Here is a 15,621-nt window from a genome sequence, read left to right as displayed (position 1 = left end):
GCACCGTGGCGATCGCAGCCGTCAGCGTGGTCTTGCCGTGGTCGACGTGACCGATCGTGCCCACGTTCACGTGCGGCTTGGTGCGGGTGAATTTACCTTTTGCCATTTTTCAATCCTTGAAAGAGCATGTCCCGTGTATTGGTTTTATGTCTGCACCCGATTGCTGGTTCGCCTCGCACGGGAACAAGGCGGCACCGGATCGCAGACAAGAAGGGCCGCGCACTGCACGGCCCCGCATTCTTCAAAAACTTACTTGGCGCGTGCAGCGACGATGGCTTCGGCAACGTTACGGGGAGCTTCGGCGTAGTGCTTGAACTCCATCGTGTACGTGGCGCGGCCTTGCGACATCGAACGCAGCGTGGTCGAGTAGCCGAACATTTCCGACAGCGGCACTTCTGCCTTGATGGACTTGCCGCCACCGATCATGTCGTCCATGCCCTGCACCATGCCGCGACGCGAGGACAGGTCGCCCATCACGTTGCCGGCGTAGTCTTCAGGCGTCTCGACTTCCACGGCCATCATCGGCTCGAGGATGACCGGGCTGGCCTTGCGTGCGCCTTCCTTGAAACCGAAGATCGCGGCCATCTTGAACGCCATTTCGTTCGAGTCCACGTCGTGGTACGAACCGAAGTGCAGCGTGACCTTGACGTCCACGACGGGGTAGCCCGCCAGCACGCCTTGCGTCAGCGCTTCCACGACGCCCTTTTCCACCGCGGGGATGTATTCGCGAGGAACCACACCGCCCTTGATGGCGTCGACGAACTCGAAGCCCTTACCCGCTTCCTGCGGCTCGAGCTTCAGGATCACGTGGCCGTACTGGCCCTTGCCGCCCGACTGGCGAACGAACTTGCCTTCGGCGTCTTCGACGGTCTTGCGGATCGTTTCGCGGTAGGCCACTTGCGGCTTGCCCACGTTGGCTTCCACGCCGAATTCGCGCTTCATGCGGTCCACGATGATTTCAAGGTGGAGCTCGCCCATGCCGGCGATGATGGTCTGGCCCGATTCTTCGTCGGTCTTCACGCGGAACGAAGGATCTTCCTGAGCCAGGCGTTGCAGGGCGATGCCCATCTTTTCCTGGTCGGCCTTGGTCTTCGGCTCGACGGCCTGCGAAATCACCGATTCCGGGAACACCATGCGCTCGAGCGTCACGATGGCCGACGGATCGCACAGGGTTTCGCCCGTGGTCACTTCCTTCAGGCCCACGCAGGCAGCGATGTCGCCGGCGCGGATTTCGTTGACTTCTTCGCGGTTGTTCGCGTGCATCTGCACGATACGGCCGATACGTTCCTTCTTGCCGCGCACCGGGTTGTAGACGCTGTCGCCCTTGGTCAGCACGCCCGAGTAGACGCGCACGAAGGTCAACTGGCCCACGAACGGGTCGGTCATCAGCTTGAATGCCAGTGCCGAGAACTTTTCCGAGTCGTCAGCCTTGCGGATGACCGGTGCTTCGTCTTCGTCCAGGCCATTGACCGGGGGGATGTCGGTCGGCGCGGGCATGTATTCGATGACGGCGTCGAGCATGGCCTGCACGCCCTTGTTCTTGAAGGCCGAGCCGCACAGCATCGGCTGGATTTCGCCGGCGATGGTGCGCTGGCGAATGGCCGCCTTGATTTCTTCCTCGGTCAGCTCGTTGCCTTCGAGGTACTTGTTCATCAGCTCTTCGCTGGCTTCGGCAGCCGCTTCGACGAGCTTTTCACGGTATTCGTTGCAGACGTCGGTCAGGTTGGCGGGGATCTCGCCGTACTGGAAGGTCACGCCCTTGTCTTCGTCCCAGATGATCGCCTTCATCTTCACGAGGTCGACGATGCCCTGGAAGTGCTCTTCGGCACCGATCGGGATCTGGATCACGACGGGGTTGGCCTTCAGGCGGTCCACCATCATCTGGCGCACGCGCAGGAAGTCGGCGCCGGTGCGGTCCATCTTGTTGACGAACGCGAGACGGGGCACCTTGTACTTGTTGGCCTGGCGCCAGACGGTTTCCGACTGGGGCTGCACGCCGCCGACGGCGTCGTACACCATCACGGCGCCGTCCAGCACGCGCATCGAGCGCTCGACTTCAATGGTGAAGTCCACGTGGCCGGGGGTGTCGATGATGTTGATGCGGTGTTCTTCGAACTTGCCAGCCATGCCCTTCCAGAAGCAGGTGGTGGCGGCCGACGTGATCGTGATACCGCGCTCTTGCTCTTGCTCCATCCAGTCCATCGTGGCGGCACCGTCGTGCACTTCACCGATCTTGTGGTTCACACCGGTGTAGAACAGGATACGTTCGGTCGTCGTGGTCTTGCCGGCGTCGATGTGCGCGGAGATGCCGATGTTGCGGTAGCGCTCGATGGGGGTCTTGCGGGACATGATTTACTTTCGGGTTAAATGCGTTGAGCGCTGGGCCCCGAGCACGGGCACAACGCCCGACACTCGACACCCAACGCCCAAGCGAAGTTTGATTTTTAGAAGCGGAAGTGGCTGAACGCCCGGTTGGCTTCTGCCATGCGGTGCACTTCGTCGCGCTTCTTCATGGCACCGCCACGGCCTTCCGTGGCTTCCATCAGTTCGTTGGCCAGACGCAGGGCCATCGACTTCTCGCCGCGCTTGCGGGCGGCTTCCTTGATCCAGCGCATCGACAGCGCCAGGCGGCGCACGGGGCGCACTTCGACCGGCACTTGATAGTTCGCACCGCCCACGCGGCGCGACTTCACTTCGACCATCGGCTTCACGTTGTTGATGGCAACGGTGAACGCTTCGAGGGGGTCCTTGTCCGGGTTCTTCTTCTCGATGAAGTCGAGCGCGCCATAAATGATGCGCTCGGCGATCGCCTTCTTGCCGCCTTCCATGATCACGTTCATGAACTTCGACAGCTCGACATTGCCGTACTTGGGATCCGGCAGGATTTCACGTTTGGGGACTTCGCGACGACGTGGCATTTTTTTAACCTCTTTGCTTCAGTTGGCATCGTTTCCGATACCGCGAGAGCCAGCTGGAGCTCTCACTTACTCGACCCGACATTGGGTCACTTCGTTCGATGTGCCCGCCAAGGCAACCGAACACCGCTTTGTTTTTTACGACAGGAAGGCTTAAGCCTTCTTGGGACGCTTCGCGCCGTACTTGGAACGCGACTGCTTGCGGTCTTTCACGCCTTGCAAGTCGAGCGAACCGCGCACGATGTGGTAACGCACACCGGGCAAGTCCTTGACACGACCGCCGCGAACCAGCACGACGCTGTGTTCCTGCAGGTTGTGGCCTTCGCCGCCGATGTAGGAGATGACTTCGAAGCCATTGGTCAGACGGACCTTGGCAACTTTACGAAGCGCCGAGTTGGGCTTCTTTGGCGTCGTGGTGTAGACGCGGGTGCAGACACCGCGACGTTGCGGCGAGTTCTGCATGGCAGGGCTCTTCGAATTGATCTTTTCGACCGTTCGACCCTGACGCACCAGTTGATTGATGGTTGGCATGAATGAATAAGTCCCAAAACAGCCCGGCTCTGGCTATTAACCGCTCCTGTCGTGACGCAGGAACAACCGGGAGATGACGAAAACGTGAAACCCTTCGGAAATTTCCGAAAAGCCCACGAGTATAGCAAACGAGCCTGAAACAGCAAGCACCGCGGTCGCGAACGTGCTCCTGCAGGCTTTTCAGAGCGGCCCGTTACTTGATCCAGAGACGCACGGCGTCCCAGGCACGGCCGAAGACACCGGCCTGCTCCACCCCCTCGAGGGCCACCAGTGGCACGTCGGCCACGGGCTGCTCGTCCAGCGTGACCTTGAGCGAGCCCACCGGCTGGTACTTGGTGAACGGCGCCACCAGCGGGTCGGGGCGCGACACCTGCGTCTTGATCTTGCTGGCGGTGCCAGCGGGCACGGCGACCACGATGGCATCGGGGCGGCCCAGCTTCAGCTCGTTGGCCTTGCCCTTCCAGACCGCCGGGGTGGCGGCCGGCTGGCCGCCGTCGAACAGGCGTACCGCGTCGTAGGCGGTGTAGCCCCAGTTCAGCAGCTTCTGCGACTCGTTGGCTCGCACGGTCTCGCCCGTGGTGCCCAGCACGACGGACAGCAGGCGCCGACCGCCGCTCAGGTTCGGAAAGTCGCGCTTGGCGGTGGCGACCATGCCGTAGCCGGCCGCTTCGGTATGGCCGGTCTTCAGGCCGTCGACGGTCGGGTCGCGAAACAGCAGCAGGTTGCGGTTGGTGTCGTTGGTCGACGGCGTGCCCGGATAGCGGTACTTCTTGATGGCGTAGTACTTGGCCTCTTCCGGAAAGTCGCGCACCAGCCGGGTCGCCAGGATGCTCAGGTCGCGCGCCGTGGTCGTGTGGCCGGGGGCCGTCAGGCCTTCGGGGTTCTTGTAGGTGGTGCTTTTCATGCCCAGCGCCTTGGCCTGGGCGTTCATCATCTCGACGAAGTGCTCCACCGTGCCGCCCACGCCTTCGGCCAGCGCCACCGTGGCGTCGTTGCCCGACTGCACGATCAGCCCCTTGATCAGGTCTTCGACCGGCACCTGCATCTTGGGGTCGATGAACATGCGCGAGCCGGGCATCTTCCATGCGCGCGGGCTGACCGGCAACGTCTGCGTGAGCGTGATCTTCCGGGCGCGCAGCGCGTCGAACACCACATAAGCCGACATCAGCTTCGTCAGCGAGGCCGGCTCGACCGGGCTGTCGATGTCCTTCTGCGCCAGGATCTGGTTCGCGGTCACGTCCATCAGCAGGTAGCTGCGCGCGGCGATCTCGGGCGGCGCGGGCACCTGGGCTGCGGCAATCAGGCTGACGGAGGCAACGGCAATAGAAACCAGGGCGCGAAGTGCGCCGAGAAAACGGGTCATGGGGAGTTTGGAAAGAGACGGAGACAAGCCTGCGAGGCCGTCAGGCCGTGCCCGCGCGCAGATGGCGGACAACGAGACTTTTGAGCAGCGGCAATTGTCCGTGAAAGAAATGGCCGCCCCCCGGGACGACTGTGACAGGAAGTGACTGCGGCCGCGCCCAGTCCATCACCGCGGACAACGCCACCGTGTCGTCGGCTTCGCCGTGGACCACCAGCGTGCGCTCGTGCGCTTCGACGGGCAGCGTCGCCACCGTGTTGCGCGCCGCGGCGGTGCCGACGAGCACGATCTGCTGCAGCTCGCGCTCGCTCCAGAGCGTGTGCGCCGCACCGCTCGCCACGAAGGCGCCGAAGGAAAACCCGGCGATCGCCAGCGGGCCGTCGGAGGCCAGCTGGCCGACGACATGCAGCATGTCTTCCAGCTCGCCGCGCCCTTCGTCGTGCACGCCTTCGCTGGCGCCCACGCCGCGGAAGTTGAAGCGCACCGTGGTCCAGCCGCAGGCCACGAAGGCGCGCGCCAGGGTCTGCACGACCTTGTTGTCCATGGTACCGCCGAACAGCGGATGCGGATGGGCGATCACCGCGGTGCCGCGGGGCGTGTCCGCGGGCTGGTCACGCTGCACCTCGATGGCGCCGGCGGCGCCCTGGAGGCTGAGTTTTTCGGTTTGTGAATTCATGGGCACGGAGAAGCAACGGTACGAGCGGGAGGGCGTCGAAAAAGTTCAGCGGCCGACATCGGCCGGCAGCACCAGGCGCTCGACGACCTTGCCGTGCTTCAGGTGCGACTCGACGATCTCGTCGATGTCATCGCCGTCCACGAAGGTGTACCAGACGGCCTCCGGGTACACCACCGCCACCGGCCCGCCGGCGCAGCGGTCGAGGCAGCCGGCCTTGTTGACGCGCACCTTGCCAGGGCCGGACAGGCCCTCGGCCTTGACCTTCGCCTTGCAGCGGTCGAAGCCTTCCTGCGCGTTGTGCATGGCGCAGGAGTCCTCGCCGTTCTTGCGTTCGTTGAGGCAGAAGAAAATGTGGCGGCCGTAGTAGCCGGACGACGTGGCGGGTGTGGGGCTGGGCATCGGCCGATTTTAGTGACCGGGGCTCTTTCACGGCTGTGACGCCGCTGTCATGCAGCCGTGTCCCCGTTCGGCCGCGCCCGGCGCGACAACGCCGCCACCACATAGGCCAGCACCGCGAAAGGCCACACCCATCCCAGCCATTGCGCTAGGCCGTGGAACCGGATGAAGCGCCCTTGCTCCCAGGTGGCGAGGGTCTGGGCGAAGTAAGCGCTCTCGGGCGCCTGGTTCAGCAAGCTCAACTGCAGCACCAGCCCCACCAGCAGCAATGCCGCGCAGAGGCGGCGTGGCGCGAACAGCAGCAGCACGCCCGCGAACAGCGCCGTCGCCAGGCCGACCTGCACCGGCAGGTCGAGCCACGCCCAGGCATGGTCGGGGCCGTAGCTCAGCGCCGCCGACAAGGCCGAGGCCGCCACGCCGCCCAGCAGGATCAGCGGCAGCAACACGGCGCGCTGCACCGCCGATCGCGCCACCAGATAGCCCAGCAGGCAGGGCACCAGCGCCCCCAGCAGCACGCACAGCAGCTCGACCGCGGGCACCAGCGGCTCGAGCTCGAACTGGCGCACCGGCAGCCAGTCGATGAAGGGCGTGTCGAGCAGCCATTCGGAAATGGCCCCCTCCAGCCGCTCGAACACCTGCCCCAGCCCGAAGGTGACGGCCGCCGGAAACAGCAGCGCGAACGGCCAGAGCGCGAGCAGCACGAAGCCGCCGCGCGCCTCCTCGACGAACCACTGCGAGCGCGCCCGGCTCCAGTGCGCCACCGCGCCGATGCGCTCGAGCCCCGCGGCCAGCACCGCGCCCACGATGGCGCCCGCGGTGTTCAGCCCCAGGTCGACGTTGGAAGGAATGCGCGCCGGCAGGTAGCTTTGCAGCGTTTCCATCGCAAAGGCGATGGCGGCGCCCGCCGCGCTGGCGCGCAACACCGCGCGCCACACGCCCGCGCCCGGACGCGTGCGCAGCACCACCAGCGCGCAGAGAAAACCGAAGGGCACGTAGCCCACCACGTTGATCGCGAAGTCGAAGCCCGTCCAGTACTTGGGCCAGGGCGCCGACAGGTAGGCCCAGGGCGCGATGCCCTGGTCGCGCCAGTCCGCGAACGGGTACAGGCTGGCATAGACGATCAGCGCCGCGTAGGCGAGCGCCAGGGGAAGTGCAGCGGACTTGTGCGGCTTCTCCACGGTACGAACCGGACTCAGAACGGCTTCACCACCACCAGGATCACGATCAGCAGCAACAGCACCACCGGCAGTTCGTTGAACCAGCGGTACCAGCGGTCGCTGCGCCGGTTCTGCCCCGCCACGAAACGGCGCAGCAGCACGCCGCAGCCGTGGTGATAGCCGATGGCCACCAGCACCAGCGCCAGCTTGGCGTGCATCCAGCCGTTGCCCGGCCCGCGGCCGATGCCGTAACCCAGCCAGAGCCACAGGCCGAAGCCGATCGCCGGAACGGCCAGCATCGTGGTGAACCGCAGCAGCTTGCGCGCCATCAGCAGCAGCCGTTCGCGCTCGGCCACCGACTCGGGCGGCACCATCGCCAGGTTGACGAAGATCCGCGGCAGGTAGAAGAGCCCCGCGAACCAGCTGGCAATGAAGACGATGTGAAGAGATTTGACCCAGAGCATGCGGGGCAGTTTAGTGGCGCACCCTGCGGCTCGCCCCGCTTTGGCCCTGCCCCGCCAAGGCGACGGACAAAAAAAAGCCCGACGTCTGCACGTCGGGCTGGGAAGCCCTTTTGCTGTCACACATCAAGGCACCCGCTCAGGGAGGAAAAGCGGGGAGCGGCAAGCCGCCCGCTTCAGAATTTAACAAAGACGAAACAAGGTTTCAAGCGAATAGCCCACTTTCTTTAACATTTCAAGCAAAAAAATGAGAACCTTGGTTCTACGATTTTCCGTAGTTGTCAGACAACTGGCTGCATGGCAGCAAGTACCCCGAAATGTTGCTTCAGGCACAATTTTGGGCATATGACGTCATCCACCTCCCCCCTGGCCATGTTTCCCGCCGGGCGGCCGCGGCGCCTGCGCCGCGACACGTTCACCCGCAACCTGGTGCGAGAGCACGCGCTCACTGTCAACGACCTGATCTATCCGGTGTTCGTGCAGGAAGGCGAAAAGCGCCGCGATGCCGTCGGGTCGATGCCCGGCGTGGAACGCCTGAGCCTCGACCTGCTGCTGCCCGTGGCCGAGCAGTGCGTGCAGGCGGGCATTCCGGTGATGGCGCTGTTCCCCGTGATCGACGCCAGCCTGAAGACGCCCAACGGCGACGAGGCCTTCAACCCCGACGGGCTGATTCCCCGCGTGGTGGCTGCGCTGAAGGCGCGCTTTCCCGAACTGGGCGTGATGACCGATGTGGCGCTCGACCCCTACACCAGCCACGGCCAGGACGGCCTGCTCGACGACACGGGCTACATCCTGAACGAGCCCACGGTCGAGGTGCTGGTGAAGCAGGCGCTCACCCAGTCGCAGGCCGGCGTGGACATCGTGGCGCCCAGCGACATGATGGACGGGCGCATCGGCGCCATTCGCACGGCGCTGGAAGCCCGCGGCGACATCCACACGCGCATCATGGCCTACAGCGCCAAGTACGCGAGCGCCTTCTACGGCCCCTTCCGCGACGCCGTCGGCTCGGCCGCGACGCTCGGCAAGGCCAACAAGAAGGTCTACCAGATGGACCCGGGCAACAGCGACGAGGCCCTGCGCGAAGTGGCGATCGACATCGCCGAAGGCGCGGACATGGTCATGGTGAAGCCCGGCATGTCCTACCTGGACATCGTGCGGCGCGTGAAGGACGAGTTCCACGTGCCCACCTTCGCCTACCAGGTGAGCGGCGAGTACGCCATGCTGAAGGCCGCCGCGCAGAACGGCTGGCTCGACCACGACGCCGTGGTGCTCGAAAGCCTGCTGGCCTTCAAGCGCGCGGGCGCCGACGGCGTGCTGACGTACTTCGCGCTCGACGCCGCCCGGCTGCTGCAGAAGTAGCCGCGCAGGCACCGGGCATGCGCATCTTCGAAATCAAACGCACCGAGGTCAGCGAGCACGCGGCATTGGCGCCGCTGAGCGTGCCGGGCGCGTGCGGCGCCGGGGGCTACCTCTGGATCTCGCTCACGCGCGAGGAATTCCGCAATGCGCTGCCCGAGGTACAGCAGATCCTGCAGACGCTGTGCCTCACGCAGCTGGTCGACCTGCACGTGGCCGACCTGCTGAACGACCAACTGCCCTCGCACTACGACTACACCTCGCTGTACGACGTGCTGGTGTTCCGGCGCCTGGCGAACGGGCAAGGCGCTGGTGCGGCGCAGGGCCCGGTGCAGGGCCAACCTCAGGCGGCCCCGGCCAGCCCGCAGCGCCCGCCGCCGCGCAGCGGCCCGCCCGTGCTGCGCCGCGTCGACACCCGCCCGGTCGGCTTCGCCGTGTTCGACCGGGTGCTGCTGTCGGTGCACCCGGAAGACGGCGCGGTGCGCGACGGCTTCGCCGCCCGGCTGCTGGCCGCCGGCGCGAGCGACGGCCGCGGCGCCCCGGCGCTGGACGCGCGCGCCACCTCGGCGCGCCTGCCCACAAGCCCGTCGGACCTGATGCTGCGGGTGATCAACCAGATCGTCGACGGCTACCTCGACCTGCGCCGCGAGCTCACCAAACAGCTCGACCACTGGCAGACCGAGCTCATCGACCCGCGCAGCCGCTTCACCAACTGGGGCGCGCTGATGGAGGCGCGCCAGTCGCTGCACCACCTGGACGAGATCTGCGAAGACCAGCGCGCCGCCATGCAGGACTGGATCGACTCGCTGGAGACGCTGCCCGCGCCCAAGGGCGACACGGAGCAGCGCGAGCGCGAGCTCATCCTGATTCGCAGCCGCGACGTGCTGGAGCACATCGAGCGCGTGGTGCACCACGTGCACCGGCTGGAGCAGAACGCAGAGACGGCCGTGCAGATGCATTTCAGCGTGCAGGGCCACCGGGCCAACGACATCATGCGGGTGCTGACGGTGCTCACCGCCGTGTTCCTGCCGCTGAACCTGATCGCTGGCATCTTCGGCATGAACTTCGAGTTCATTCCGCTGGTGCACAAGGCCGACGGCTTCTGGATCGCGATGACGTCGATGCTGGTCATCGCGGTGCTGCTGGTGCTGATTTTCTGGCGCAAGCGCTACCTGGCGCGCACGCGCTGACCGGGCCCGGGCCCGGGCCGGTCGCAGGCAAAAAAAAGGGGCCACGCTTTCGCGTGGCCCCTTTTTTATTTCCACAGCCCCGAGGGGCCGCTTCAATTACTTGGCGACGGCGCCCGAACCTTGCTGGGCTTGGACATTCACGTCCAGCGGGTGTTGCATGTTCGAGATCACCTTGCTGTTCACGCGCGAACCGGCGGTCACGTTCTGGTTCGGAGCGTAGGCGGTGCGAACGGCTTCGGCTTCGACGATCGAACGGTCCTTCGACACGGCGACCGTTTCCGGGCCGCGCGAACCGCGGGTCACGTTCTGGTTCGGAGCCGATGCGGTGCGCACGGCTTCGGCGTTCACTTCGTCGCGGCTCTTGGTCGAGACGGCGGTGTTCACGCCTTGGTACGTTTCCGCTTGGGCGCCGGTGGCGGCGAGCAGGGTCAGGGCGGCAGCGGCGATGATTTGCGAGGTCTTCATTGTTCAGTTCTCCTAGTGTGTTCGGATGGTTCGTCCACCAGGCTTGCTGGTTCGCTTGCCTGTGCAGCGAGTTTCCGGGCGAACAGGCCTGACAGAACACGCCGATCAGAGACACCGTGTTTCCTCTATTGAAACAATCGCGTCATGAAGGCATGCAAGCAATGAAAAAGCCGGGCCCGGTTCGCACCGGCCCGGCCTGCACACGAAGCGAATGACCAGCGGCTCAGCGCCCTGGCGTCTGGAACTGCGGCGGCACTTCGCTGTTGACGAAGGCGCGGCGGTCCAGGTTCTGGTTCGGCGCATGGGCGGCGGCCACCGCCTCGGCGCGAATCGACGCCCGGTCGCGCGAACTCGGCTGCGACCTCAGCGGCGCGGCGACCACGTCGCCATACACATTCCCTCCCCGCGCCGCGGCGTCGGCGCCCGCGGCAACGTCGCTGCGGCTGGTTACCGCCGCCAGCGGCTGCACCGGCGCGAAGCCCTGCGCCTGCGCGCTGGAGGCGCCGGAAGCAGCGAGCAGCGACAGGACGAGAGCGGCAGTGAGGTTCGAGCGTGTCATTTCAGTTCCTTCCAACGACCCAGCCTGGCTGGCGACGTCGGCGTGTAACCGAAGTGTCGCCCGAACAGGTTAGGAAAAACCCGAGAGAATCGAACCATCGCGTTCCCAAAACGGAAACAATGGGCCCACATTCATGGACAGTCTCGATCTGATCAGAACCTTCCGGGAAGTTGCATCGCACGGCAGCTTTTCCCAGGCAGCCAAGAGGCTCGACATGTCGAAAGCCACGGTCAGCAAGTATGTGGCCGAGCTGGAAACCCGTTTCGGCGTGCGACTTCTCAACCGCTCCACCCGCTCCGTGAGCCTCACCGACGCCGGCCAGCTGCTGCTGGACCGCAGCACCCCCATGCTCGAGATGGTCGAGCTCACCCAGTCCGAGCTGCAGGACCGCGCCAGCCAGCCCAGCGGCCGGCTGCGCATCTCGGCCCCGCACGGCATGGGCAGCGGCGAGTTCCCGAACCTGCTGGCCGACTTCATGCGCTACTACCCCGACGTGACCATCAGCCTGCAGCTGACCAACCGCACCGTCGACCTGGCCGAGGAAGGCATCGACGTCGAGCTGCGCAGCGGCCCGGTCGAAGACGCCAACCTCATCGTGCGCAAGCTGCGGCTCATGAACATGGTGGTCTGCGCCTCGCCCGTCTACTGGAAAAAGCACGGCAAGCCCGAGCATCCGCGCGACCTCGCCGCCCACGAGGCGCTGACCTTCTCGCTGCTCGGCCAGCAGCCGGTCTGGCGCTTCGACGACAACGGCACCCCGCTCGACGTGTCCGTCAAGAGCCGCATGGACTGCACCGAAGGCGCGCCGCTGATCCGCGTGGCCATGCACGGCTTCGGCGTGATCTACCTGCCGTCGATCCTGGTGCAGTCGCACATCGACCACGGCGAGCTGGTGCCCGTGCTGCAGGACTACGCGCGCAAGGACGTGTGGCTGTCGGCCGCCTACCTGCAGCGGCGCCACAACAGCGCCGCGCTGCGCGCCCTGCTCGACTTCCTGCAGACCCGCGTGGGCCCCGGCAGCACGCCGCGCAAAACCAGCCACGCATGAAAAAACCCGGCAGCGCCGGGTTTTTTCTTTTCAGGCCGGTCGCGCTCAGCCCACGTGCTTGGCGAAGAACGCCAGCGTGCGCTCGCGCGCCAGCTTGGCCGCGGTCGCGTCGTAGGAGCCGCGCTGGTCGCAGTTGAAGCCGTGGTTGGCGTTGTACACATGCACCTCGACCTCGGGGTGCGCCTTCTTGAAGGCTTCCACCGTTTCCAGCGGAATCCAGTGGTCCTGGTCGCCGAAGTGCGCGAGCACCGGCACCTTCGGCTGGCGCGCCGCTTCTTCCGGCGTGGTCATGCCGCCGCCGTAGTAAGGCGCCGCCGCGGCCAGGCCCGGCAGCAGCGCGGCCGAGCGCCACACCAGCAGGCCGCCCCAGCAGTAGCCCACGATGCCGACCTTGCCGGCCTTCGATGCGTAGGCGATCGATGCCTCGATGTCCTGCAGCACGCCGGGCGCGGGCAGCGCCTCCACCGCCGTCTTCAGGCCGAAGCCGTTCTTCATGTCGTCGTCCGAATAGCCCAGCTCCACGCCGGGCTTGACGCGGTGGAAGGTGGCGGGCGCCACCGCCAGGTAGCCATCGGCCGCGTAGCCGTCGGCCACCGAGCGGATGTGCGAGTTCACGCCGAAGATCTCCTGCACCACGACCACCGCGCCGCGCGGCTTGCCCGCGGGCTCGGCCACGTACGCGGGAAAGGTGAAGCCGTCCTTGGCGGTGAGATCGATGAATTGGCCCATGTTGTCTTGCTCCTTGATGGCAATTGGATGAATGGATGCCGGGGTTCCGGCATCAGGGAATCAAGGGCGCAGCGCCCGCTCGACGAAGTCGAGCCGGTCCTGCCCCCAGAAGATCTCGCCGTCGATCACGTAGCTGGGCGCGCCGAACACCTGGATGTCGATGGCCTCCTGCGTGTTGGCCTCGTAGCGTTCCTGCACCGCCTGGCTTTGCGACTGCTCGCCGCGCTTGGCCGGCAGGCCGCACTCCGCGACCAGCGCTTCGAGCACGTTCGGGTCGCCAATGTTCCGCTCCTGCACCCACACCGCAGCGAACACCGCCGCGCACATGCGCATCGCGGCCTCGGTGCCGTCGTGCAGGTCGACCGCGATGATGACGCGCGCTGCGTCGTCGCCGGCCACCGGAAAGAACTTGGGCTTGGGGTTCAGCGGCAGGCCGAGGTGGCGCGAGCAGCGCGCCAGGTCGACCAGCCGATACGCCTGGCGCTGCGGCGCGCGCTTGCCCAGCGGCAGCCCGCCCGACACCGGGAACACGCTGCCCAGGTCGATGGGGCGCACGCGCACCGTGGCGCCGGTGGCCGCGGCAATCTCCGCGAAGCGGGAATGTCCCAGATAGGTCCATGGGCTCTGCGGGGCAAAGTAGTAGTCGACCGTCTTGGCTTGGGTGCTCATTCGATAACCTCCGTGTCGCTCGGTGTCGCTTGGTGTCGCTCGGTGCCGACAACCTCGGTGCTTCGCACTCCGGTGCGAGCTGGCCTGGGGCGGCCCGGCGCGGCGCCGATACCGGCGTTCGTGCCCGCGCCCCCGGGTGATGTAATCCAAGCCGACGGTTTTAACTGACACGCAGTTTCTCTGCAGGAGGTAGGTTTTGGACCAGGTGCTCTTGATCACGGGCGGCGGGCGCGGCATCGGTGCCGCCACCGCCTTGCTCGCCGCGAAGCGCGGCTACGCGGTGGCCGTCAACTACGCCAGCAACTCGCTGGCCGCCGACGAGGTGGTGCGCACCATTCGCGCGGGCGGCGGCACGGCCATGGCGGTGCAGGCCGACGTGGGCGACGAGGCCCAGGTGAATGCGATGTTCGAGAAGGTCGACGCCAAGCTCGGCCGCCTCAGCGCGCTGGTCAACAACGCCGGCATCGTGGACGTCACGGCCCGCGTCGACGCCATGAGCGCGGCCCGGCTGGAGCGCATGTTCCGCATCAACGTGATCGGCAGCTTTCTCTGCGCGCGCGAGGCCGTGCGCCGCATGAGCACGAAGCACGGCGGCACGGGCGGCGCCATCGTCAACGTTTCCAGCGGCGCCTCGCGGCTGGGCTCGCCGGGGCAGTACGTCGACTACGCCGCCAGCAAGGGCGCCATCGACACCTTCACCCTCGGCCTGGCCAAGGAAGTGGCGGGCGAAGGCATTCGCGTGAACGCGGTGCGCCCCGGCGTGATCGACACCGACATCCATGCCTCCGGCGGCCTGCCCGACCGCGCCGCCGCGCTCGGGCCGCAGATTCCGATGCAGCGCGCCGGCACGGCGGACGAAATCGCGGGCGCCATCCTGTGGCTGCTCTCGGCCGAGGCCAGCTACACCACCATGGCCCTGCTCGACGTCACCGGAGGCCGCTGAGCCATGAGCACCTCGATGGACCTCATCAAGCCGCTGGTCACGCTGGTGGCCATCGTCAACCCGCTGGCCATCGTGCCCTTCTTCATCCACTACACGCAGGGCTACAGCGACGCGCAGCGCCGCCACACGGTGCGCATGTCGGCGTTCAGCGCGTTCGTGGTCATCGCGGTGAGCGCGCTGCTCGGGCTGCAGCTGCTGTCGTTCTTCGGCATTTCGATCGCGAGCTTCCAGGTGGGCGGCGGCCTGCTGCTGCTCATGAGCTCGATGTCGATGCTGAACGCCAAGCCGGCCGAGAGCAAGACCAACGTCGAGGAGCTGCGCGCCACCGAGGTCAAGGCCTCGATGGGCGCCTCCATTGCCGTGGTGCCGCTCACGATCCCGCTGCTGACCGGGCCCGCGGCCATCTCGACCGTGGTGATCTACGCCGACAAGGCGCAGCACCTGTGGGAGCTGGCGGTGCTGGTCGGCTACGGCGTGGTGGTGGCGCTGGCGACCGCGCTGGCCTTCTCGCTCGCGCAACCCATCGCGCGGGTGCTGGGCAAAACGGGCATCAACATCATGACCCGGCTGATGGGCCTGATCCTGGCCGCGCTCGCGGTCGAGGTGATGGCGGACGGACTGGGCAAGCTGTTTCCGGTGCTGTCGAAGATCGCGTGAACCGGATTCAACGGGTTGAGCGGGTTGAACGAGTTCAGCCCAGCATCTTCTCGATGACCTTCCAGTGCGCCGGCTCCACCGGCGTGATCGACAGCCGGTTGCCCTTGCGCAGCACCACCAGCTCGGCCAGCTCCGGCTTCTCGCGCAGCTCGGGCAGCGCCAGCAGCCGCGTCTTGCGCAGCGCCTGCACGTCCACCAGCAGCCAGCGCGGATCGTCCGGCTTCGACTTGGCGTCGTAGTACGGCGACTTCGCGTCGAACTGCGTCGGGTCGGGCTTCACGCCCGAGGCCACGCGCGCGATGCCGGCGATGCCCGGCTCCGGGCAGCTCGAGTGATAGAACAGCACGCCGTCGCCGACCTTCATGCCGTCGCGCATGAAGTTGCGTGCCTGGTAGTTGCGCACGCCGGTCCACGCCACGGTGGCGTCGGGCGCGGCGAGCGCGTCGTCGATCGAGACCTCGTCGGGCTCGGACTTCATCAACCAATAGTTCGGGTGTTCGGTGGGCATG

At 66.2% G+C, this 15,621-nt stretch carries 19 protein-coding genes; 5 read left to right on the top strand and 14 right to left on the bottom strand.

The features are described 5' to 3' along the window. The 9 genes from QTI51_RS34730 to QTI51_RS34690 all read right to left on the bottom strand — a co-directional run. On the bottom strand, positions 1–106 hold a 106-nt coding region (locus tag QTI51_RS34730), incomplete at its 3' end, for a GTP-binding protein (RefSeq protein WP_007829589.1). A gap of 143 nt (positions 107–249) precedes the next feature. Further along, positions 250–2,349: an elongation factor G gene (fusA, locus tag QTI51_RS34725; RefSeq protein WP_116910137.1), complete on the bottom strand. Its 2,100-nt coding sequence runs from the start codon at positions 2,347–2,349 to the stop codon at positions 250–252. Between the two features lie 95 nt (positions 2,350–2,444). After that, positions 2,445–2,918 (bottom strand): 30S ribosomal protein S7, encoded by a 474-nt coding sequence (rpsG, locus tag QTI51_RS34720; protein WP_013543947.1) that lies wholly within the window; start codon positions 2,916–2,918, stop codon positions 2,445–2,447. Between the two features lie 150 nt (positions 2,919–3,068). Further along, complete coding sequence (gene rpsL / locus QTI51_RS34715; RefSeq protein WP_013543948.1) at positions 3,069–3,446, bottom strand: 30S ribosomal protein S12; 378 nt, start codon at positions 3,444–3,446, stop codon at positions 3,069–3,071. A gap of 193 nt (positions 3,447–3,639) precedes the next feature. Continuing rightward, on the bottom strand, positions 3,640–4,809 hold the full coding sequence (locus QTI51_RS34710; RefSeq protein ID WP_116910138.1) for a D-alanyl-D-alanine carboxypeptidase family protein: 1,170 nt from the start codon (positions 4,807–4,809) through the stop codon (positions 3,640–3,642). A 40-nt stretch (positions 4,810–4,849) separates the two neighbouring features. After that, positions 4,850–5,482: an alpha/beta hydrolase gene (locus QTI51_RS34705; RefSeq protein WP_116910476.1), complete on the bottom strand. Its 633-nt coding sequence runs from the start codon at positions 5,480–5,482 to the stop codon at positions 4,850–4,852. 45 nt (positions 5,483–5,527) lie between these two features. Further along, a complete protein-coding gene (locus QTI51_RS34700) occupies positions 5,528–5,881 on the bottom strand; it encodes a (2Fe-2S) ferredoxin domain-containing protein (protein ID WP_116910139.1) in 354 nt (117 codons plus the stop codon). A 47-nt stretch (positions 5,882–5,928) separates the two neighbouring features. Beyond that, positions 5,929–7,056, bottom strand: a complete 1,128-nt coding sequence (locus QTI51_RS34695; protein ID WP_116910140.1) for a VanZ family protein — start codon at positions 7,054–7,056, stop codon at positions 5,929–5,931. A 14-nt stretch (positions 7,057–7,070) separates the two neighbouring features. Further along, positions 7,071–7,499, bottom strand: a complete 429-nt coding sequence (locus tag QTI51_RS34690; RefSeq protein ID WP_116910141.1) for a CopD family protein — start codon at positions 7,497–7,499, stop codon at positions 7,071–7,073. 342 nt (positions 7,500–7,841) lie between these two features. Between QTI51_RS34690 and hemB the strand changes: the two genes are divergently transcribed. Together hemB and QTI51_RS34680 are read left to right on the top strand one after the other, a co-directional pair. After that, a complete protein-coding gene (gene hemB, locus QTI51_RS34685; protein WP_286517535.1) occupies positions 7,842–8,855 on the top strand; it encodes a porphobilinogen synthase in 1,014 nt (337 codons plus the stop codon). A 17-nt stretch (positions 8,856–8,872) separates the two neighbouring features. Next, a complete protein-coding gene (locus QTI51_RS34680; protein WP_116910143.1) occupies positions 8,873–10,042 on the top strand; it encodes a magnesium transporter CorA family protein in 1,170 nt (389 codons plus the stop codon). Positions 10,043–10,138: 96 nt separating this feature from the next. On the opposite strand, the gene QTI51_RS34675 is transcribed toward QTI51_RS34680, so the two are convergent. Then, a complete protein-coding gene (locus QTI51_RS34675) occupies positions 10,139–10,507 on the bottom strand; it encodes a DUF4148 domain-containing protein (RefSeq protein ID WP_116910144.1) in 369 nt (122 codons plus the stop codon). 223 nt (positions 10,508–10,730) lie between these two features. Beyond that, positions 10,731–11,066, bottom strand: coding sequence for an alpha/beta hydrolase (locus QTI51_RS34670; protein ID WP_116910145.1), 336 nt, complete (start codon positions 11,064–11,066; stop codon positions 10,731–10,733). Between the two features lie 133 nt (positions 11,067–11,199). Between QTI51_RS34670 and QTI51_RS34665 the strand changes: the two genes are divergently transcribed. Beyond that, on the top strand, positions 11,200–12,114 hold the full coding sequence (locus tag QTI51_RS34665; protein ID WP_116910146.1) for a LysR family transcriptional regulator: 915 nt from the start codon (positions 11,200–11,202) through the stop codon (positions 12,112–12,114). A 45-nt stretch (positions 12,115–12,159) separates the two neighbouring features. Here QTI51_RS34665 and QTI51_RS34660 read toward each other — a convergent pair whose 3' ends face one another. Further along, complete coding sequence (locus QTI51_RS34660; RefSeq protein WP_116910147.1) at positions 12,160–12,843, bottom strand: dienelactone hydrolase family protein; 684 nt, start codon at positions 12,841–12,843, stop codon at positions 12,160–12,162. 60 nt (positions 12,844–12,903) lie between these two features. After that, positions 12,904–13,512: a 2-hydroxychromene-2-carboxylate isomerase gene (locus QTI51_RS34655; protein ID WP_116910148.1), complete on the bottom strand. Its 609-nt coding sequence runs from the start codon at positions 13,510–13,512 to the stop codon at positions 12,904–12,906. Positions 13,513–13,708: 196 nt separating this feature from the next. Here QTI51_RS34655 and QTI51_RS34650 point away from each other — a divergent pair, with 196 nt between their 5' ends. Then, positions 13,709–14,455 carry an SDR family oxidoreductase gene (locus QTI51_RS34650; RefSeq protein WP_116910149.1) on the top strand — a complete coding sequence of 249 codons (747 nt, stop codon included), beginning with the start codon at positions 13,709–13,711 and terminating at the stop codon, positions 14,453–14,455. 3 nt (positions 14,456–14,458) lie between these two features. Beyond that, a complete protein-coding gene (locus tag QTI51_RS34645; protein ID WP_116910150.1) occupies positions 14,459–15,112 on the top strand; it encodes a MarC family protein in 654 nt (217 codons plus the stop codon). Positions 15,113–15,146: 34 nt separating this feature from the next. Here QTI51_RS34645 and QTI51_RS34640 read toward each other — a convergent pair whose 3' ends face one another. Continuing rightward, positions 15,147–15,620 (bottom strand): EVE domain-containing protein, encoded by a 474-nt coding sequence (locus QTI51_RS34640; protein WP_116910151.1) that lies wholly within the window; start codon positions 15,618–15,620, stop codon positions 15,147–15,149. Position 15,621 lies beyond the last annotated feature (1 nt).

Origin of the sequence: Variovorax sp. J22G73, from assembly GCF_030317035.1 — a bacterium.
Classification (GTDB): Bacteria; Pseudomonadota; Gammaproteobacteria; order Burkholderiales; family Burkholderiaceae_C; genus Variovorax.
The sequence above is the reverse complement of the archived record's forward strand: the minus strand, read 5'-3'. Positions and strand labels throughout refer to the sequence as shown.